Source organism: Curtobacterium sp. NPDC089991 (assembly GCF_044748425.1).
Taxonomy (GTDB): domain Bacteria; phylum Actinomycetota; class Actinomycetes; order Actinomycetales; family Microbacteriaceae; genus Curtobacterium.
Genome location: NZ_JBIVGB010000007.1, coordinates 106,534 through 125,055 on the forward strand (window position 1 = coordinate 106,534; position 18,522 = coordinate 125,055).

The 18,522-nt window shown below is 70.6% G+C and carries 16 protein-coding genes and 1 tRNA gene; 6 read left to right on the forward strand and 11 right to left on the reverse strand.

Features of this window, described 5'->3' with window-relative positions:
• Positions 1–3: 3 nt before the first annotated feature.
• The 6 genes from ACIPV1_RS17605 to ACIPV1_RS17630 are packed head-to-tail and all read right to left on the reverse strand — an operon-like array spanning position 4 to position 7,265.
• Positions 4–1,785, reverse strand: a complete 1,782-nt coding sequence (locus ACIPV1_RS17605; RefSeq protein WP_123937126.1) for a serine/threonine-protein kinase — start codon at positions 1,783–1,785, stop codon at positions 4–6.
• Positions 1,782–3,236 carry a penicillin-binding protein 2 gene (locus ACIPV1_RS17610; RefSeq protein WP_111083694.1) on the reverse strand — a complete coding sequence of 485 codons (1,455 nt, stop codon included), beginning with the start codon at positions 3,234–3,236 and terminating at the stop codon, positions 1,782–1,784. Before ACIPV1_RS17610 ends, ACIPV1_RS17605 begins: the two co-directional genes overlap by 4 nt.
• On the reverse strand, positions 3,233–4,675 hold the full coding sequence (locus ACIPV1_RS17615; RefSeq protein WP_132099242.1) for an FtsW/RodA/SpoVE family cell cycle protein: 1,443 nt from the start codon (positions 4,673–4,675) through the stop codon (positions 3,233–3,235). The genes ACIPV1_RS17610 and ACIPV1_RS17615 overlap by 4 nt, the downstream gene beginning before the upstream one ends.
• Entirely contained in the window at positions 4,672–6,030 is a 1,359-nt protein-coding gene (locus ACIPV1_RS17620; protein WP_111083696.1) for a Stp1/IreP family PP2C-type Ser/Thr phosphatase, read from the reverse strand. Before ACIPV1_RS17620 ends, ACIPV1_RS17615 begins: the two co-directional genes overlap by 4 nt.
• Before the next feature lie 6 nt (positions 6,031–6,036).
• Positions 6,037–6,588 (reverse strand): FHA domain-containing protein, encoded by a 552-nt coding sequence (locus tag ACIPV1_RS17625; RefSeq protein ID WP_111083697.1) that lies wholly within the window; start codon positions 6,586–6,588, stop codon positions 6,037–6,039.
• Positions 6,585–7,265 (reverse strand): DUF3662 and FHA domain-containing protein, encoded by a 681-nt coding sequence (locus tag ACIPV1_RS17630; protein WP_123292929.1) that lies wholly within the window; start codon positions 7,263–7,265, stop codon positions 6,585–6,587. Before ACIPV1_RS17630 ends, ACIPV1_RS17625 begins: the two co-directional genes overlap by 4 nt.
• Before the next feature lie 86 nt (positions 7,266–7,351).
• On the opposite strand from ACIPV1_RS17630, the gene ACIPV1_RS17635 reads away from it, so the two are divergent.
• Positions 7,352–7,438, forward strand: a tRNA-Leu gene (locus ACIPV1_RS17635).
• Positions 7,439–7,524: 86 nt separating this feature from the next.
• On the opposite strand, the gene ACIPV1_RS17640 is transcribed toward ACIPV1_RS17635, so the two are convergent.
• Positions 7,525–8,004 carry a hypothetical protein gene (locus ACIPV1_RS17640; protein ID WP_402726933.1) on the reverse strand — a complete coding sequence of 160 codons (480 nt, stop codon included), beginning with the start codon at positions 8,002–8,004 and terminating at the stop codon, positions 7,525–7,527.
• 58 nt (positions 8,005–8,062) lie between these two features.
• Between ACIPV1_RS17640 and ACIPV1_RS17645 the strand changes: the two genes are divergently transcribed.
• Positions 8,063–8,764, forward strand: coding sequence for an NUDIX domain-containing protein (locus tag ACIPV1_RS17645; RefSeq protein ID WP_131920786.1), 702 nt, complete (start codon positions 8,063–8,065; stop codon positions 8,762–8,764).
• Here the strand turns inward: ACIPV1_RS17645 and ACIPV1_RS17650 are convergent.
• Both ACIPV1_RS17650 and ACIPV1_RS17655 read right to left on the reverse strand, forming a co-directional pair.
• Entirely contained in the window at positions 8,747–9,364 is a 618-nt protein-coding gene (locus ACIPV1_RS17650) for a TetR family transcriptional regulator (protein WP_402726934.1), read from the reverse strand. The genes ACIPV1_RS17645 and ACIPV1_RS17650 overlap by 18 nt on opposite strands.
• A 20-nt stretch (positions 9,365–9,384) precedes the next feature.
• Positions 9,385–10,920, reverse strand: coding sequence for a PucR family transcriptional regulator (locus ACIPV1_RS17655; RefSeq protein ID WP_131877947.1), 1,536 nt, complete (start codon positions 10,918–10,920; stop codon positions 9,385–9,387).
• Between the two features lie 92 nt (positions 10,921–11,012).
• Here ACIPV1_RS17655 and gabT point away from each other — a divergent pair, with 92 nt between their 5' ends.
• The 4 genes from gabT to ACIPV1_RS17675 are packed head-to-tail and all read left to right on the forward strand — an operon-like array spanning position 11,013 to position 15,486.
• Complete coding sequence (gabT, locus tag ACIPV1_RS17660) at positions 11,013–12,374, forward strand: 4-aminobutyrate--2-oxoglutarate transaminase (RefSeq protein WP_132099246.1); 1,362 nt, start codon at positions 11,013–11,015, stop codon at positions 12,372–12,374.
• A complete protein-coding gene (locus tag ACIPV1_RS17665; protein ID WP_402726935.1) occupies positions 12,371–13,903 on the forward strand; it encodes an NAD-dependent succinate-semialdehyde dehydrogenase in 1,533 nt (510 codons plus the stop codon). The genes gabT and ACIPV1_RS17665 overlap by 4 nt, the downstream gene beginning before the upstream one ends.
• A complete protein-coding gene (locus ACIPV1_RS17670) occupies positions 13,900–15,288 on the forward strand; it encodes a flavin monoamine oxidase family protein (protein ID WP_402726936.1) in 1,389 nt (462 codons plus the stop codon). The genes ACIPV1_RS17665 and ACIPV1_RS17670 overlap by 4 nt, the downstream gene beginning before the upstream one ends.
• A gap of 36 nt (positions 15,289–15,324) precedes the next feature.
• Positions 15,325–15,486, forward strand: a complete 162-nt coding sequence (locus ACIPV1_RS17675) for a hypothetical protein (RefSeq protein WP_159572952.1) — start codon at positions 15,325–15,327, stop codon at positions 15,484–15,486.
• Positions 15,487–15,570: 84 nt separating this feature from the next.
• Here the strand turns inward: ACIPV1_RS17675 and ACIPV1_RS17680 are convergent, their stop codons facing one another.
• Together ACIPV1_RS17680 and ACIPV1_RS17685 are read right to left on the reverse strand one after the other, a co-directional pair.
• Positions 15,571–16,935 (reverse strand): NAD-dependent succinate-semialdehyde dehydrogenase, encoded by a 1,365-nt coding sequence (locus ACIPV1_RS17680; protein ID WP_123937134.1) that lies wholly within the window; start codon positions 16,933–16,935, stop codon positions 15,571–15,573.
• Positions 16,936–16,954: 19 nt separating this feature from the next.
• Positions 16,955–18,376 carry an APC family permease gene (locus tag ACIPV1_RS17685; protein ID WP_123937135.1) on the reverse strand — a complete coding sequence of 474 codons (1,422 nt, stop codon included), beginning with the start codon at positions 18,374–18,376 and terminating at the stop codon, positions 16,955–16,957.
• Between the last annotated feature and the right edge of the window lie 146 nt (positions 18,377–18,522).

Sequence of the window (18,522 nt, forward strand, 5' to 3'; positions counted from 1 at the left end):
CGTTCAGTTGCCGTCCATCGGGGCGTCGGTCGGGTCGATGCCGTCGTTCGGGTCGGTCGTGGGCTCCTCGGTGGGCTCGGTCCAGGTGACCTGCGCCCCGGGCGACGAGTCGGAGACGACCGCGGTGCCGGACTGCGGCGACTTGCACGTCACCTTGTACGACAGGGTCACCGTGCCGGACTGCGCCGCCGCGACGGTGACCGCCGTGCCGGAGGTCGAGCCCGAGCTGCTGCCGTTCGACGGGACCGTGCCGTTGTCGATCGTGTACGTGTAGCTCACGTCGGAGTACCCGGCGGGGCACTTGTCGTAGGACGGCCAGCTGAACGTGACGCGGCCGGAGTCGCTCACGGACCCACCGGTGGCACGCTCGGGCGCCTCGGCGGTCAGCACGTCGCCGAACGCCTTGATCGTCACCGTCGTGCCCTGCTCGAGGCTGCCCTCGGGGCTGAGCGACTCGACGGTGCCGACCTGGTCGGAGGACGTCGCGTTCGAACCGGCGACGACCTCGGCGACCAGGCCCCGACCGCGGAGCTGGTTCGCGACCTGCTCGGCGTTCTGGCCCGTGTAGTCGGCTGCCGACACCGTCACGCGGGTGTCGACCGGCGTCTGGGACGGGGTCTCGGACGGTGTCGTGGTCGGACGCGGGGTCCTCGACGCGGAGTTCGAGGGCGTCGGGTCGGGGTCGGCCGGGTTGTTCAGGGCGTACACACCGAAGCCACCCGCGATGGCGAGCACCACGACGATGCCGACGACCCACCAGATCCAGGCGCGCTTCTTCTTCGGTTCCTCGGGCTCGTCCGTCGCCGGGGAGCGCGGTCCGACGGGTCCACCGGCACCGCCGGCGGCCGCACCGGACTGGGTGCCGAGCAGTGCCGTGGCGGCGTCGTTGCCCTGGCCCTGCGGCGGGTTGAACGCGACGGTGCCGCCCTGTGCGATGGCGGGGACGGCGACGGTGGCCGCTGCGACGTCACCACGGCGGAGCGCCTGTGCGGCGCGCGCCAGGTTGGCGGCGGTGGCGGGACGATCGGCGGGCTTCTTCGCGATGCACGAGATCACGAGGGCGGCGACGGGCTCGGGGATGTCCCCGGGCAACGCCGGCGGCTGCTCGTTGATGTGCGCCATCGCGATCGCGACCTGCGACTCGCCCGTGAAGGGACGACGACCCGCCAGGGCTTCGTACGCGACGATGCCGAGCGAGTAGATGTCGGTCGACGGTGACGCCGGGTGCCCGCTCGCCTGCTCGGGCGAGAGGTACTGCACGGTGCCCATGACCTGGCCGGTCGCGGTGAGCGGGACCTGGTCGGCGATGCGTGCGATGCCGAAGTCGGTGATCTTGACGCGGCCGTCCGGCGTGATGAGCAGGTTGCCGGGCTTGATGTCGCGGTGCACGAGACCGACCGCGTGCGCGGCCTGCAGGGCGTTCGCGGTCTGCGCGACGATGTCCAGGACCTTGTCGACCGGCAGCGTGTGCTCGCGCTCGATCATGGTCGAGAGCGCTTCGCCGGGGACGAGCTCCATCACGAGGTAGGCGCTGCCGTCCTCTTCGCCGTAGTCGAAGACGTTGGCGATGCCCTCGTGGTTGACGAGCGCAGCGTGGCGGGCCTCGGCGCGGAAGCGCTCGAGGAACCCGGGGTCGCCGAGGTACTCGTCCTTGAGGATCTTGAGTGCGACGGTTCGGCCGATGACGAGGTCGGTGGCCTGCCACACCTCTCCCATGCCGCCGATGGCGACCCGGGACGAGAGCTGGTACCGCCCACCGAAGGTGAGTCCGCTGGTGGGTCTCATTTGTTCAGCACCGCCTCCATGACTTTCTTCGCGACCGGGGCCGCGACTGTGTTGCCGACTCCCGACTGACCGAGCCCGCCGCCGTCTCCGACGACGACCGCCACGGCGACCTCCGGGTCCTTCGCGGGCGCGAACCCGGTGAACCAGAGGGTGTAGGGATCGCCTGTTCCGCCCTCGGCCGTGCCCGTCTTCCCTGCGACGTCGACACCGTCGATCTTGGCATTCGTTCCGGTCCCGGCGTTCACGACGCTCTGCATGGCCTCGGTGAGGTCAGCGGACTCGGAGGAGGACAGCGGATCACTGTACTGCCTCGGGGAGAAGGACTCGACCGTCTTCAGGTCGCTCGTGGTGATCGAGTCGACCAGCGAGGGCTGCATGACCTTGCCGCCGTTCGCGATGCCGGCCGACACCATGGCCATCTGCAGCGGGGACACCCGGACGCTCGCCTGGCCGAACGCGCTCAGCATGAGCTGCGCCGTGGAGTCGACCTCGGGGTACTGGCTGGCGGTCGCGGACATCGGGACCTCGATGGCGTCACCGAAGCCGTACTTGTCGGCCATGCTCTTGATCGCGTCGTACCCGAGCTTCTGCCCGAGCTCGGCGAACGGGATGTTGCACGAGTACTGGATGGCCGTGCGGAGCTTGACCTTGTCGCCGCCGCCGCACGTGCCGCCCTCGGCGTTGTTGATGTACGAGCTCGTACCAGGGAGCTGCAGGCGCGAGGGGTTCGGGAACGTCGAGTCGAGGTTGTACTTGCCGCCCTCGAGCGCCGCCGATGCCACGACGAGCTTGAAGACGGACCCGGGCGTGTACAGGTCGCCGCCGATCGCGCGGTTCTGCAGCGGGGACGATGAGGCGCCGAGTAGGGCGTCGTACTGCTCCTTGACCTTCGCGGTGTCGTGCGAGGTGAGGGTGTTCGGGTCGTAGCTCGGCTTCGAGACCATCGCGAGGATCTTGCCGGTCTTCGGCTGGATGGCGACGACGGCGCCGCTGTTCGTGCCGAGGGCGTCGTACGCGGCCTGCTGCACGGCGGGGTCGATCGTCAGGTTGACGTTGTCGCCCTGGACGTCCTGGCCGGTGAGGATCGAGTTGAGGTTCTGGAAGAACGAGGCGTCCGAGTTGCCGGACAGCACGGTGTTCTCCGCGCTCTCGATGCCGGTGTTGCCCTGGCCGATGGTGAAGTAGCCGGTGACCGCCGAGTACAGGTCGCCGTTCGTGTACTTGCGCTGGTACTCGTACTGGTCGTCCACCGGGGTCGACTCGGCGATCGGGCTGCCGTCGACGAGGATCGCACCGCGCTTGGTCGAGTAGCTGTCCAAGATGGTGCGTGAGTTGCGGGAGTCGGCGCGGAGCGTGTCCGCCGAGAAGAACTGGATCGAGGTCGTCGACACGAAGAGTGCGACGAACATGAGCACGATGACGGTCGAGACACCGCGGAGCTGTCGGTTCATCGACGACGCTCCTTCCTGGTCGCGCGCGCGGACCGCCCGCTCGCGGCGGGGATCGCACCCTGCTGGACGCGTTGTTCGGCTGGGATGGAATCGGTGAGTCGCAGCAGCATCGCGGCGATGATCCAGTTGGCGATGAGCGAGGATCCACCCGCGGCCATGAACGGCGTGGTCAGGCCGGTCACCGGGATCACGCGGGTGATGCCACCGACGACGACGAACACCTGCAGGGCGATCACGAAGCCGAAGCCGACGCCGAGCAGCTTGCCGAAGTCGTCCTGCGCCATGAACCCGACGCGGATGCCGCGCGAGGCCAGCACGATGAAGAGCGCCAGGATCGCGAAGACGCCGATCAGGCCGAGCTCCTCGCCGAGCGAGGCGATGATGTAGTCCGCGTTGGCGACGGGCGTGATGTAGGGGCGCCCCTGGCCGAGGCCGGTGCCGGTGATGCCGCCGTTCGCGAAGCCGAACAGTCCCTGCACGAGCTGGTAGCTCGCCTGGGTGTCGCGGCTGAAGACCTCTTGGTTGAACGGGTCGAGCCACTGCTCGAAGCGGCCGTGCACGTACTCGAGGACGCTCTGCGCGACGAGGGCGCCGCCGACGAACAGCACGAGGCCGATGGCCACCCAGCTGATGCGCGCGGTCGCGACGTAGATCATCACGAGGAACAGGCCGAAGTACAGCAGCGCCGTGCCGAGGTCGCGCTGGAAGACGAGGACCGCCATCGCGGCGCCCCACATCACCAGGATCGGGCCGAGGTCGCGGGCACGCGGGAACGTCATGCCGAGGAACTTCTTGCCGACGATCGACAGCGAGTCGCGCGCGGTGACGAGGTACCCGGCGAAGAACAGCGCCATGGTGATCTTCGCGAGCTCGCCCGGCTGGAACGAGAACGGTCCGACGCGGATCCAGACCCGTGCTCCGCCGGGCGCGTAGCCGATGCCGGGGAGCATCGGCAGCAGCAGCAGCGCGATCGTCAGGAACATGAAGATGTAGCGGTAGCGCTGCAGGAACCGGTGGTTCCGGACCAGCAGCAGCGTGATGATCGCCAGGACCATCGCGAGCATCGTCCAGACGATCTGCTTCACACCGATGGCGTCCCAGCCGGTCAGGCCGTTGTGAACGTCGATGCGGTAGATCTCCGCGATGCCGATGCCGTTCAGGACGAGTGCGATCGGAAGGACGAACGGGTCGGCGTTCTTGGCGACGACCCGCAGCACGACGTGCATCACGAGCCCCAGCCCGAGGATGCCCCCGCCGACCCACAGCACCGAGGTGTCGAACAGTCGCCCCTTGGTGCCGAGCTGCACGAGCACCATCGCGCCGGCGCAGATGCCGCAGGCGATGACGAGCAGCACGAGCTCGAGGTTCCGAGCACGGGCGGGTTCACGGAGCTTGATCGTGATCGCCTGCGTGAACGACTGGGCGGTGGCGTTGCTCATCGCGAGCCCCGGGTCGGGGACGGGGAGGGCGTCGACGACCGGGTCGGTGACGGCGAGGGTGACGAGGTGGATCCGCCGTCACCGCCGGTACCGGCTTGGTCCTGCCCGGTCTCGGCGGCCTTGCGCAGTCGGTCGACGATGTCCCGCGCGTCGTCGAGCGACTGCGCGTTGATCGTCGAGCGGACGTTCTCGCGGGTGTAGTCCGGCAGCATCGACACGGTGATGTCGGTGTCCTCGTAGACGTCCGACAGCGCCAGTGGTCCGATCGACTGCTGGACGCCCTTGTAGATGGCGACCGTGCCGCGGTCGGTGCCGACGTAGTAGTGGTCCTGGGTGATCCGCCAGCCGAGGAACACGGCCCCGACCAGGGCAGCGACCGCCACCACGAGCGCGACCGTCCACGAGACCCGACGTCGGATGCGGCGTCGGCGGTCCTCGGCGATGAGCTCCGCGAAGAACTGGTCGGACTCGGGCTCGAAGTGCGAGTCCTCCGGGGCGGTGGTGACCTTGAGCGGGTGCAGCAGGATCGTGGGGAGGCGGATCGGCTTGCGACCGGTCGACGCCTCGAAGGTCAGGGGGGCGGCCGCGGACCCGACGGTGGTGGCCGCGTCGTCGTCGTCGTCGACCTCGTCAGCGGTGACGTCCATGACGACGACGGTGACGTTGTCGGGGGCGCCGTGGTCGAGGGTCTCCTTGACCAGGCGCTGTGTGACCTGGTTGGCGTCCATGTTCGACGCCAGGGCGTGCCGGATGCGCTCTTCGGCCAGGTACGACGACAGGCCGTCGGAGCACAGCAGCCAGCGGTCGCCCGGCTGGATGTCCATGATCGCGGTGTCGACCTCTGGTGCGGCATCGACGTCGCCGAGCACCCGCATGAGCACCGAGCGACGGGGGTGGACCGCGGCTTCCTCCGGGGTGATCCGGCCGCTGTCGACCAGGCGCTGCACGAAGGTGTGGTCCGACGTGATCTGCTGCAGCTCGCCGTCTCGGTGGCGGTAGATGCGCGAGTCACCGATGTGCGCGATCGCGATCTGTTCGCCGACCCGGATCATCGCGGACACCGTGGTGCCCATGCCGGTCAGTTCCTGGTGTTCGAAGACCGTCTCGGTGATGAGCTGGTTCGCCGCGATCAGGGCCGACTGCAACGCGAACTCGGCGTCGTGGGCCGAGGGGAACTCGCGGTCCACCTCCCTGATGCGCCGGATCGCGATCGCCGAGGCGACGTCGCCGCCGGCGTGCCCACCCATGCCGTCCGCGACCGCGAACAGGTGCGCCCCGGCGTAGCCGGAGTCCTGGTTGTTCGCGCGGATGCGGCCCACGTGGGACACAGCGGCGCTCAACGTGCGAGCGGTCATGCCGGGTTACCGCCGCAGCTCGAACGTCGTCGTCCCGATCGTGATCGGCGTGCGCTCCGCGACGATCAGGGGAGCGCTCACCTTCTGACCGTTGACGAAGGTGCCGTTCGTGGACTCGAGGTCGGTGAGGAGCCAGCCGTCGGCGCGCAGGTCGAGCCGGGCGTGGTTGGTCGAGGTGTAGTCGTCGCGGATCACGACGTTGGACTCGCTGGAGCGGCCGATCGTGATCGGCCCGCCGCCGAGTGGCATCTCCATGCCCTCACGCGCGCCCTCGGTGATCACGAGGCGCACCGCTGCCGGCGAGGGCGACTGCGTCGCCGCCGTGGGTTGCCCGATGAGGTCGGTGAACGCGCCGCCCGAGGCCGCCGCCGGCGCTGCCGCTGCGGGGATCGTCGGGGTCGTCGGGCCGGAGGGAGCCGACTTGGAATCCGTGGGGATCGTGCGCACGCGCTGGCCGAAGAGATCACTGCGCAGGGCGAAGACGATCACGAAGACGAACAGCCAGAGCACCGCGAGGAACGCGAAGCGCAGGACGAGCAGGGTCAGGCCTGTGGTCATCGAGCACCTCCGTCGTTCTCCGGGATCACCCGGAACACCATACGGGTACGACCGATCTCGATGGTGGAGTCCGGCTCCACGATCGCCTGTTGGAAGTGCTGTCCGTTCAGCTTCGAGCCGTTCGTCGAGCCCAGATCCGTGGCCTGGGCGTGCTTGCCGTCCCACAGGACCTCGACGTGCTTCCGGCTCGTCCCGGTGTCCGCGATGGTGATGTCGGCGTCGCTGCCACGGCCGATCACGGTGCGTCCGCGCTGCAGGCGGTGGCGCTGCGAGCCGATGTCGAGCACGGCGATCCAGGCGACGTCGCGCTGCACCGTGGTGGAGTCGATCTGCAGGATGCCGGTCGACAGGGTGCCGTCCTGCTGCAGCCGGATGGTGACCGGTCCGGAGAACGAGTAGTTCTGCGCGACGGCGTGCTGGTGGGCCATCTGCGTGAGTTCGTCGATGAGCGGACGACCGACGTCGTTCATGCGCGTGAAGTCCGGCGGTGCGAGGCGCACGGTGAACTCGTTCGGCACGAGGATGCGCTCTCGCGACACCACGGCGGCCTTCGTGTCGAGCTCACGGCGCAGGGCGCTGGAGATCTCGACCGGCTGCACACCGGAGCGGAAGGTCTTCGCGAACGCGCCGTTCACGGCGCGCTCCAGCCCTCGCTCGAAGTTGTCCAGCAGGCCCATGTGTCTCCAGAGTCGTCGGTCGTCAACCACTGCATGGTAGTGGTTGGCGCAGGGGGCAGTCTGTGCGTGGTAGTGTTTTGGGGCTGGCGCGAGTGGCGGAATTGGTAGACGCGCACGGTTCAGGTCCGTGTGCTGGAAACGGCGTGGGGGTTCAAGTCCCCCCTCGCGCACCAGGCGAAACAGCGAAAGGCCCCGGAGGAATCCGGGGCCTTTCGTGTTCTTCCAGGACGTACCGGGGCGGCCGTCGCCGGTGGGCGGATCAGGTCCGATCGGCGTCCGTCGCGTGGTCGGGATCCGGCCAGGAGGCGCGGCTCGACCCCGACACGCCGGGCCCGGAGAACCCGTGGTCGGTTCTTCCCGCATCGCTGCGTGCGAAGAACGGGCGCGCGCTGGGCAGGAAGAGGAGGACCGCGGCGACGACCGACAGCGCGATCGTCAGGAGTCCGAGTTCGCCGCTCGTGAGGCTGAGCACCGCACGGGCCGCGGCGACGACGACCAGCACGATGCGTGCCACCCGCGACCCGGCGGCCGTGCGGACGACCGCCCACCCGACGAGTCCCCAGACCACGATGGCGACGAGCACCGTCAGGACCGTGCCGATGGCGTTGCCGCCCGTTCCCGCCACGAACTGCAGGACGGTCGCCACCAGGCAGACCGCGACCCAGACGAGCCAGAGCACGAACGACACGGTGACGACCTGCGGTCGCTCCGGGCGACGGGTGAACGGTGTCCTGGTCATGGCTGCACGGTACCGGGCGGGCGAGTCGTGCGAGCAGCCTCCCCGCTAGCGTGACCAGGTGACCGATGATCGTGCAGCAGCTCCTCGTCCCGGCGTCGACGTCCCCGATGCCCGTGGGCGGACCGGACTCGACGCCGTCGGCCGTGACCTCGACCGCAACCCCGACGTCGTCGTGCGGGACGTCGAGGTCGTGTCGGACGGCTGGCACGTGCTCCGTCGCACCACGCTCGACGTCCGGCGCCGGGACGGCCGGTGGGACCGACAGCAGCGGGAGACCTACGACCGCGGGAACGGCGCCACCGTGCTGCCGTACGACGCCGAGCGCCGTACCGTCCTGCTCACCCGGCAGTTCCGGTGGCCGGCGTACGTGAACGGGCACCCGGACGGCATGCTCATCGAGGCAGCGGCGGGGCTGCTCGACGAGGACGACCCCGAGACCGCCGTCCGCCGCGAGGCCGCCGAGGAGCTCGGCATCCGGCTGGGCGACCTGGTGCGCGTCGGCGACGTCTTCATGAGCCCCGGTTCGGTCACCGAGCGTGTCCACTTCTACGTCGGTGCCTACACACCGGCGGACCGGGTCGAGGCGGGCGGCGGGGTCGAGGACGAGGGCGAGGACATCGAGGTGCTCGAGCTGGCACTCGACGAGGCGCTCGCGATGGTCGAGGACGGCCGGATCGCCGACGGCAAGACGATCATGCTGCTGCAGTGGGTGGCACTGCGGTCAGTGGCACCGCGGCGGGTGTCACCCCGACAGGGCTGAGCCGTCCAGGCCCACCGCTCGGGCGATCGTCGTGCGGACCAGGCCCTCGCGGGTCGGTCGGTCGAGGTAGTCGACCAGGGCGTACCCGTTGGTGGCGTCGACGAGCGCGAAGAGCAGGCGTCCCACGCCGTCCGGGTCGTCGGTCCGCAGCACGCCCGCGCGCACCCCGTCGACGACGACCGTGGTCGCGAGGAGCTGCCAGTCGTCCATGACGTCCCGTGCCGCGGTCGCCACCGCCGCGTTCGTGCGGCCGATGCTCCACGCGTCGGCCCACAGGGTGGCGACGTCGTCGCGCGCGGGATCGGCGATGCAGCCGAGCAGGGTGCGGAGGCCGGAGACGGGGTCGGGCGCAGCGCCGACGATCGCGCGGACCTCGGCGACCTCGGCTGCCGCGACGGTGCGGAACGTCTCGCCGACCAGGTCCTCCATGCTCGGGCGGTAGTGGGCGACGAGCGACGGCGCGACCCCGATCACGGCGGCGACCCCGCGGAGCGTCACCGCCGCGAGGCCCTCGGCGCGCGCCAGGTCGACCGCGGCCGCCGCGATCTGGGATCCGCGTTCGGCCGGGCTCAGGCGCCGGCGGGCCGGTGTCGACGGCATCGTCCCACCGTATCCGCGGGTCACGCGCCCTCGACGACGAAGGCCGCCCACAGGTCGGCACGGGTCGCGAAGACGGAGAGGTCGCGGTCCAGGAGTCGGCCGGCGTGCTCGACCCGGGAGCGTGCGGTGTGGCGGTGGATGCCGAGCACCTGGGCGGCGCGGTCGTACTCGCAGTTCTGCTCGAGCCAGGCGCGGACGGTGCGGGTGAGCTCGGTGCCCGCCGACCGGTCGTGTTCGAGCAGGGGAGCGAGGAACGCGCGGGCGACGGCTCCGGCGTCCACGTCGACGTGGGCCAGGTGTGCGAGGACGCCTTCCCGGGCGAGGTCGCCGAACTCGGTGGTGCCCGGTCGTCCTTCGCGCCGACGGTCCAGGGCCTGCACGGCCTCGGTGCGAGCGCGGCCGAACGACCGGTACGCGGCACCGTCCGACAGGCCGGCCCGGAGGTCGAAGCGCCCGACCAGTTCCTCGACGATCGCGGTGTCGTCGGCGCTCACGCACAGGAAGAGGGCGTCGTCGACGGCGAAGAAGAGCTGTCCGGGCCGGTCCTGCACCCACAGTTCGAGCAGGTCGACGACGGTGTCGAGGTCGTGGTCGTCGACGTCGAGGGCCGCGATCCGGACTGGTTCGGCGGGCAGGGGACCCCACACCTCGCGCGACGTCGACTGGACCACCTCCGGATCGCCGACCGAGAGCATGGTGAGCAGGCCGGTGCGCAGGAGCCCGCGAGCCCGGGCCAGCTCACGGTTCTGCTGCAGCGCGAGTCCGGCGAGGGCGATGACGGACGTCACCACCTCACGACCGGCGCGGTCGAGCGCACCGCCGTTCGCGATCGCGAGCACGCCGCTCAGGTGGCCCCCGCTGCCGAGGGTCTGCAGCGTGAACCCGGTGTGGTGCTCGGTCGTCACCGGCAGGCTCGCCCGCTGTCCCGCGCGCAGCAGGCGCAGTGCCTCGGTCCGGAGCAGCTCGAGGTCCTGCGCGGGCACGCCGTCCGCCGGGTGACCACGGTCCAGGCGCCCCGACACGTCGAAGAGCCCGACCCAGCCGTCGAGCTGCCCGGAGAGCTCGGCGATCGTCGCCCCGAGCCCGTCCGGGCGCATCGCCGCGAGCGAGATCGCCCGCTGTGCGGCGAGGGCCCAGGCGTTCCGGGCGTTCGCGTCGCGGGCGACCGCTTCGGCGTTCGCCTGCGCGACCGCGATGAACGAGGTCTCGTAGGGCACCTCGAACAAGGGGAGTCCGTGCTGCGAGCAGGCGGCGACGAGGGCGTCCGGGGTGCCGGCGCGGACGACCTCGGTGCCGAACCCGAGTGCGACGACGCCCCGCTCGACGAGTCGGCGGACGTAGGGGCCGGCGACGTCCTCCGGGACCTCGGCCTCGGCGCCGAACTGGGTGCCCGTGGTCAGCAGTCCCTGCCCGTCGGCCAGGAACGGTGTCGGGTCCTCGAGGTCGGAGCTGTGCAGCCACGACAGCGGGGCGTCGAGGGCGCCCGTGTCCGCGTCGGTCAGCGGGCGGAGGCGGAGGTCGGCACGGTGCAACAGGGAACGCAGCGTCGCGGGCATGGGAGCACTTTATCCACCGGGGCGATCGGACCGGTGCTCGATGTACACGGTGGACAGCCGCCGTGGTCACCGCAGGCTCCTACCATCGCCGCATGTCCTCCACCGCAGCACCCTCGATCAGTGCGCCCACCGGCGGCCCCTCGCTGCCCCAGGAACGACGGCTCGTCACGGCCGTCCCCGGCCCGCGATCACGCGAGCTCATGGCGCGGAAGGCCGGAGCCGTCGCGGCCGGGGTCGGGGTCGCCGTGCCGATCGCCGTCGTCGCAGCCGGTGGCGGGGTCGTCGTGGACGCGGACGACAACTCGTTCGTCGACCTGGGGTCCGGGATCGCCGTGACCAGCGTCGGCAACGCGCACCCCGCCGTCGTCGCCGCGGTCACCGAGCAGGTCGCTGCCTTCACCCACACGTGCTTCACGATCGCCGCCTACGACGGGTACGTCGCGGTCGCCGAGGCACTCAACCGGCTGACCCCCGGTGACCACGACAAGCGCACGGCGCTGTTCAACTCCGGCGCCGAGGCCGTCGAGAACGCCGTGAAGATCGCGCGCAAGCACACCGGCCGGCAGGCCGTCGTGGTGTTCGACCACGCGTACCACGGCCGCACAAACCTCACGATGGCGCTCACCGCGAAGAACCAGCCCTACAAGGACGGCTTCGGACCCTTCGCGCCCGAGGTCTACCGGGTGCCGATGTCCTACCCGTTCCACGACGGGCTCTCCGGGCCCGAGGCGGCGAAGCGCGCGATCAGCCAGATCGAGAAGCAGGTCGGCGCGGCGAACACCGCGGCGCTGCTCATCGAGCCGATCCAGGGGGAGGGCGGGTTCGTCGTCCCCGCGCCCGGGTTCCTCACCGCCCTGTCCGAGTGGACCACGGCGAACGGCGTCGTGCTCATCGCCGACGAGGTGCAGACCGGCTTCGCGCGCACCGGGTCGATGTTCGCGAGCGAGCACGAGGGGATCGTGCCGGACGTCGTCACGACCGCGAAGGGCATGGCCGGTGGTCTGCCACTGTCCGCCGTGACGGGGCGCGCCGAGATCATGGACTCCGCGCACGTCGGCGGGCTCGGCGGCACCTACGGCGGCAACCCGATCGCCTGCGCCGCCGCCCTCGCCGCGATCGACGCGTTCGAGCACGACGGGCTGATCGACCGAGCCCGCGAGATCGGGGACGTGCTGCTCGGACGACTCCGTGCCGCGCAGACGACCGACCCGCGGATCGGTGACGTCCGCGGACGCGGCGCGATGGTCGCGATGGAACTCGTGGACCCCGCGACCGGCGAACCGGACGCAGCACTGACCGGGAAGGTGGTGCGGTCCGCGTTCGAGCACGGCGTCATCGCGCTGACCGCCGGCACGTACGGCAACGTCGTCCGGTTCCTGCCCCCACTGTCGATCGACGACGCCCTGCTCCACGAGGGACTCGACGTCGTCCTGGAAGGACTCGCAACAGCATGACCACCGGCACCACCACCGCCCCCGCGGCCGACCGCACCGACGCCGAACGCGAGCTGCTCGCCCGCGTCCCCACGGGCCTCCTGGTCGACGGCGCATGGCAGCCGTCGGCCGACGGCCGGACCTTCGCCGTCGTCGACCCCGCCACCGGCGAGACGCTGCTCGACATCGCCGATGCAACCCCCGAGGACGGTGTCCGAGCCCTCGACGCCGCGGAAGCAGCCAAGACGGGCTGGGCGAGCACACCGCCGCGGCACCGTGCCGAGCTGCTCCGTCGCGCGTTCGACCTGCTGCAGGAACGCCGCGAGGAGTTCGCGCTGCTCATGACGCTCGAGATGGGCAAGCCGCTCGCCGAGGCCCGCGGCGAGGTCGCGTACGGCGGGGAGTTCCTGCGCTGGTTCTCGGAGGAAGCGGTCCGGATCGGCGGTTCGTACGGCACCAACCCCGAGGGCACCGGCCGTGCCACCGTCTCGCACAAGCCCGTCGGCCCCGCGTTCCTCATCACGCCGTGGAACTTCCCGCTGGCGATGGCGACCCGGAAGATCGCACCGGCGCTCGCCGCCGGGTGCACGGTCGTCGTGAAGCCGGCCGAACTGACGCCGCTCACGACCCTGCTCTTCGTCGACCTGCTGCGCGAGGTCGGTCTGCCCGCCGGGGTGGTCAACGTGGTGCAGACCACGCGGGCCGCCGACGTCTCCGCGCCGGTGATCGCCGACCCCCGGCTCCGGAAGCTGTCGTTCACGGGCTCGACGCCGGTCGGCCGCACGCTCTTGGCCCAGGCGGCGCAGAACGTGCTCCGGACGAGCATGGAACTCGGCGGCAACGCCCCGTTCCTGGTGTTCGCCGACGCCGACCTCGACCTGGCCGTGGAGGGCGCGCTCGCCGCCAAGTTCCGCAACACCGGGCAGGCCTGCACCGCCGCGAACCGGTTCCTGGTGCACGAGGACGTCGTCGACGAGTTCACGCGCCGGGTCACCGCACGCGTCGAGGCCATGCGCGTCGGACGCGGCACCGAGGACGGCGTCGCCATCGGACCGCTCATCGACGACCGCGCCGTCGACAAGGCGCACCGCCTGGTCACCGACGCGCTCGACCGCGGGGCGACGCTCCGCACCGGCGGACACCCGGTCGACGGCCCCGGCACCTTCTACGCGCCCACGGTCCTGACCGACGTGCAGCCCGGCAGCGACCTGCTCCGCGACGAGATCTTCGGACCCGTCCTGGCGATCCGGACGTTCCGGACCGAGGACGAGGCCGTGGCCGCCGCCAACGACACCGAGTACGGTCTGGTCGGCTACGCGTTCACCGAGGACCCGGCCCGCGGCCAGCGCCTGATGGAGCGGCTCGAGACCGGCATGCTCGGACTCAACACCGGGGTCGTCTCGAACGCGTCGGCCCCGTTCGGCGGGGTGAAGCAGTCCGGCCTCGGCCGCGAGGGCGGCGGCGAGGGCATCGCCGAGTACCTCGAGACCATGTACACGCTGACCCCGGGCCCGTTCCGGAGCACCACCACCGAAGGAGCAGCACGATGATCGAGAGCGACGTCGTCGTCATCGGAGCCGGTGTCACCGGCCTGACCGCCGCGAACCGCCTGCGCGCCGCGGGACTGACCGTCACGGTGCTCGAGGCGCGCGACCGTGTGGGGGGCCGCACCTGGACGAACGACATCGAGGGGGTCACGCTCGAGATCGGTGGCCAGTGGGTCTCGCCCGACCAGACCGCGCTGCTCGAGACCCTCGACGAACTCGGACTCGACACCTGCGACCGGTACCGCGAGGGCTCCAGCGTCTACGTCGACGCCGAGGGCACCCGCACCGAGTACACCGGCGACATCTTCCCGCTGCCCGGGGCGACGGCGAACGAGATCGAGCGACTCGTGACGGTCGTCGACGAGTACGTCGCGGCGGTCGACCCGGCGCGCCCGTGGGAGTCCCCGCACGCGGCGGCACTCGACGAGGTCTCCTTCCGTGCCTGGCTGCACGCGCTCAGCCCGGACCGCGTCGCCACCGACAACGTCGAACTGTTCATCGCGGGCGCCATGCTCACGAAGCCGGCACACGCGTTCTCGGCACTGCAGGCCCTGCTGATGGCTGCCTCTGCCGGGAGCTTCACGAACCTGGTCGACGCCGACTTCATCCTGGACAAGCGCGTCGTCGGCGGCATGCAGCAGGTGTCCGAACGCCTCGCGGAGCGCCTCGGTGACGCCGTGCACCTGAACGCGCCGGTGCGCACCCTGCGCTGGACCGACGACGGGGTCGTCGCGTTCGCCGACGGCGGCCTCGAGGTCCACGCTCGGCAGGCGCTCGTCGCCGTGCCGCCGCCCCTGTACTCGCGGATCTCGTACGAACCCCCGCTGCCCCGTCGCCAGCACCAGCTGCACCAGCACCTGTCGATGGGCTTCGTCATCAAGGTGCACGCCGTCTACGACCGGCCGTTCTGGCGCGGCGCCGGGCTCTCCGGCACCGCGTTCAGCCCGTACGAGGTCGTGCACGAGGCGTACGACAACACCGAGCACGGCTCGGAGCAGGGCACGCTCGTCGGGTTCGTCTCCGACCAGCACGCGGACGACCTGTTCGAGCTGTCGGCCGAGGAACGGAAGGCCCGCGTGCTCGCATCGCTCGCGCACTACTACGGCGACGAGGCCCTGCGCCCGGTCGTGTACTACGAGAGCGACTGGGGCACCGAGGAGTGGACCCGCGGCGCCTACGCGGCGAGCTTCGACCTGGGCGGGCTCGTCCGCTACGGAGCCGACCAGCGTGCAGCCGTCGGTCCGATCCGGTTCGCGTCGAGCGACCTGGCCGGGCAGGGGTACCAGCACGTCGACGGTGCGGTGCGGATCGGGCGCGAGGTCGCCGACGAGATCCTGGCCGTGACCCCGGTCGCCGCCGGCTCGGGCGCTGCCGCCTCGTCCGTCTGAACGGGTGCAGCGCCGACCGCGCGTAGCGTCCGGGCCATGAGCGACACGACGGCGAACGGATCCAGCGACCCCAGCGAGGCCGAAGCGCAGTACACCGAGGACCTGCCGGACGGGTCGCCCACGGGCGACGCGACGAAGGACCCCGCGCAGGACAGCGACACGGACTCCGGCGGCGAGCCCGCCGACCCGCAGCAGTAGCGGCGACCGACGAGCAGACGGGAGGCACGGTGCCAGCTGGCACCGTGCCTCCCGTCCGTCGTGGAGCCGGGTCCAGAGCGTCCGTCAGCCGATGCGGATCAGCTTCTTGTTGACGAACTCGTCGGCCCCCAGGGGGCCGAGCTCGCGGCCGAAGCCGCTCGCCTTGACGCCGCCGAACGGCAGTTCGGGGCTGTCCGCGCCGACGATATTGACGTAGACCATGCCGGCCTCGAGCCGGTCCGCGACGCGGAGTGCCTGGTCGGCGTCGGTCGTGAACAGGTACGAGCCGAGGCCGTACGGGGTGTCGTTGGCGAGTGCGACGGCGGCGTCCTCGTCGGCGACGCGGTACACGGCGGCGACGGGGCCGAAGAACTCCTCGCGGTACGCGTCGTTGTCCGGCGTGACGTCGGTGAGGATCGTCGGCACGAAGGCGTTGCCCTGGCGGTCACCACCGGTGACGACGGTCGCACCCTGCGCGACGGCGGACGCGAGCTGCTCCTGCAGCCGGTCCGCGGCGGTCGGGGACGACAGCGGGCCGAGCTCGGCACCGGGCACGGACGGGTCGGTCGGCGAAACCGCCGACATGGCCGTCGTGAACTTCGCCAGGAAGTCGTCGTACAGGTCGTCCACCACCAGGAAGCGCTTCGGGGCGTTGCAGACCTGCCCGTTGCCCTCGAGGCGGGTCGTGACGGCGGACTCGACGACGGAGTCGAGATCGTCGGTGGACAGCACGATGAAGGGGTCCGACCCACCGAGCTCGAGCACGACCTTCGTGAGGTTCCGGCCGGCGATCTCGGCGACGGCGGCACCGGCGCGGGCGGACCCGGTCAGCGAAACCCCCTGCACGCGCGGGTCGGCGATGACGTCTGCGGCCTGGTCGTTCGTCGCGAAGACGTTCGTGTACGCGCCCTCGGGGAACCCGGCGTCGTGGAAGATCCGCTCGATCGCCAGGGCCGACTCGGGACACTGCGGTGCGTGCTTGAGCAGGACCGTGTTGCCGATGAGCAGGTTCGGGCCGGCGAACCGAGCGATCTGGTAGGCGGGGAAGTTCCACGGCATGATGCCGAGCAGCACGCCGATCGACGACTTCCGGATGAAGGCGCTGCCCTCGGAGCCGTCGGCCAGCGTGATCGGCTGGTCGGCGAGGAACTCCTCGGCGTGGTCGGCGTAGTAGTCGTAGATGTCGGCGCAGAAGTCCACCTCGCCCTCGGCCTGGTCGATCGGCTTCGCCATCTCGCGCACGATCGTGGCGGCGAGGTCGGCGTGACGCTCCCGGTACAGGTCCGCGACGCGGTGGAGCAGGGCCGCGCGGTCGGCGACGGTGCTGGTGCGGCCCCACTCGCCGTGGGTCTGGTGGGCGGTGGTGACGGCGGCGCGCAGCGCGTCGTCGGTGATGGTCGGGAACGTCTCGAGGGTCGTGCCCGTGGTGGGGTCGGTGACGGCGTACATGGCGTCCTCTCGTGGTGGGTCAGGCCTGGTCGGTCAGCTGCTTGTTGACGCCGGTGACCGGCTGGTTCTCGTCGAAGCTCTTCGGCAGCACCCGGAAGCCCTTCGTGATGACGAGCAGGTAGGCGAAGCCGATCGCCGCCCACACTCCTCCTGCGATCAGTGCGTCGGCGTGGAGCTGCGACCAGAGCACACCCGTCAGGACCATCGCGAGGCCGGGCAGGACGATGTACTTCCACCGGTCACCCGCGGTGTGGCGGCGGCCCTGCCGAACGGCGAAGTGCACGATGACGCTCGCGTTGACGAAGGTGAAGGCGACGAGCGCGCCGAAGTTGATGTACGACGAGATGGTGTCGAGCGAGAAGCTCATCGCGAGCAGCGTGACCGCCCCGACGAAGACCACGTTGAACACCGGGGTGTGCGTGCGCGGGTTGACGTAGCCGAACACCCGCTTCGGCAGGACGTTGTTCCGACCCATCACCATGAGCATGCGGGCGACACTCGCGTGCGATGCGAGCCCCGAGGCGAGCGCAGCGACGAACCCGGCCGACACCAGGACCGCCTGGAACACCGGACCACCGACGAGCAGGCCGATCTGGGGGAGCGGGTCGTCGGTGAACTCGCCGAACGGGGTGTTCGTCGGGAACCGCAGCTGCGCGAAGTACGCGGACACCAGGAAGATCGCGCCGCCGAGCAGCACCGTCAGCATGATCGCCTTCGGCATGATCCGGATCGACTTCGCCTCTTCCGTGTACATCGTCACGGCGTCGAAGCCGATGAACGAGAAGCAGACCACCGTCGCACCGGTGAGCAGGGCGGACATCGTCACGCCATCGTGCACGAACGGCTCGGTGCTCGCGATCGTGCCGGCGCCGGCACCGTGGACGAGTTCGATGACGGTGAAGACCACGAACGCGATCATCGCCAGGATCGCGCCGATGAGCAGCACCATGTTGAGGTTCGACGTGCCACGCATCGACAGGCAGATCACCGTCGTCACGAACACCGTGTAGACGACGACCGTCACCCACGACGGCAGTGCCGGGAACACCTGCTCCAGGTAGAGCCGGATGATCAGGGCGTTCACCATCGGCAGCAGCAGGTAGTCGAGCAGGGACGCCCAGCCGACCATGAACCCGAGGTTCGGGTGCATCGACTCCCGCACGTACGTGTAGGCCGAACCGGCTGCCGGGTAGACCCGGACCATCTTCCCGTAGCTGATCGCCGTCAGGGCCATGATGACCAGCGCGATCAGGTACGCGCTCGGCACGGCGCCGTCGGTCTGCCCGGAGACGATGCCGAAGGTGTCGAACACCACCGTCGGGGTCATGTAGCCGAGGCCCAGGCCGACGATCGCCCAGAGTCCGAGGCTCCGCTTCAGGGAACCGCCGCGCGCAGGTGTTGCCGGTGCTGTCGGTGTGGGGACCGCGGTCGGTGATGCCATGTGCGTGGACTTCCCTGCTGGGTCGGGGGATGGGCAGCGCCGGAGCTGGGCTGGGCAGCGTCGCCCGGACTGGTTCGGAGCAACATACCGATGTGCGAGTGCTCGGTGGACCGGCCGCGGTGTACAGACGTCGGGCAGCCGCTGTA

What these genes read in the sequence shown, in the direction of transcription:
- ACIPV1_RS17605 (WP_123937126.1), bottom strand. Translation starts at nt 1,785, where the DNA reads ATGAGACCCACCAGCGGACTCACCTTCGGTGGGCGGTACCAGCTCTCG.
- ACIPV1_RS17610 (WP_111083694.1), bottom strand. Translation starts at nt 3,236, where the DNA reads ATGAACCGACAGCTCCGCGGTGTCTCGACCGTCATCGTGCTCATGTTC.
- ACIPV1_RS17615 (WP_132099242.1), bottom strand. Translation starts at nt 4,675, where the DNA reads ATGAGCAACGCCACCGCCCAGTCGTTCACGCAGGCGATCACGATCAAG.
- ACIPV1_RS17620 (WP_111083696.1), bottom strand. Translation starts at nt 6,030, where the DNA reads ATGACCGCTCGCACGTTGAGCGCCGCTGTGTCCCACGTGGGCCGCATC.
- ACIPV1_RS17625 (WP_111083697.1), bottom strand. Translation starts at nt 6,588, where the DNA reads ATGACCACAGGCCTGACCCTGCTCGTCCTGCGCTTCGCGTTCCTCGCG.
- ACIPV1_RS17630 (WP_123292929.1), bottom strand. Translation starts at nt 7,265, where the DNA reads ATGGGCCTGCTGGACAACTTCGAGCGAGGGCTGGAGCGCGCCGTGAAC.
- ACIPV1_RS17640 (WP_402726933.1), bottom strand. Translation starts at nt 8,004, where the DNA reads ATGACCAGGACACCGTTCACCCGTCGCCCGGAGCGACCGCAGGTCGTC.
- ACIPV1_RS17650 (WP_402726934.1), bottom strand. Translation starts at nt 9,364, where the DNA reads ATGCCGTCGACACCGGCCCGCCGGCGCCTGAGCCCGGCCGAACGCGGA.
- ACIPV1_RS17655 (WP_131877947.1), bottom strand. Translation starts at nt 10,920, where the DNA reads ATGCCCGCGACGCTGCGTTCCCTGTTGCACCGTGCCGACCTCCGCCTC.
- gabT (WP_132099246.1), top strand. Translation starts at nt 11,013, where the DNA reads ATGTCCTCCACCGCAGCACCCTCGATCAGTGCGCCCACCGGCGGCCCC.
- ACIPV1_RS17665 (WP_402726935.1), top strand. Translation starts at nt 12,371, where the DNA reads ATGACCACCGGCACCACCACCGCCCCCGCGGCCGACCGCACCGACGCC.
- ACIPV1_RS17670 (WP_402726936.1), top strand. Translation starts at nt 13,900, where the DNA reads ATGATCGAGAGCGACGTCGTCGTCATCGGAGCCGGTGTCACCGGCCTG.
- ACIPV1_RS17675 (WP_159572952.1), top strand. Translation starts at nt 15,325, where the DNA reads ATGAGCGACACGACGGCGAACGGATCCAGCGACCCCAGCGAGGCCGAA.
- ACIPV1_RS17680 (WP_123937134.1), bottom strand. Translation starts at nt 16,935, where the DNA reads ATGTACGCCGTCACCGACCCCACCACGGGCACGACCCTCGAGACGTTC.
- ACIPV1_RS17685 (WP_123937135.1), bottom strand. Translation starts at nt 18,376, where the DNA reads ATGGCATCACCGACCGCGGTCCCCACACCGACAGCACCGGCAACACCT.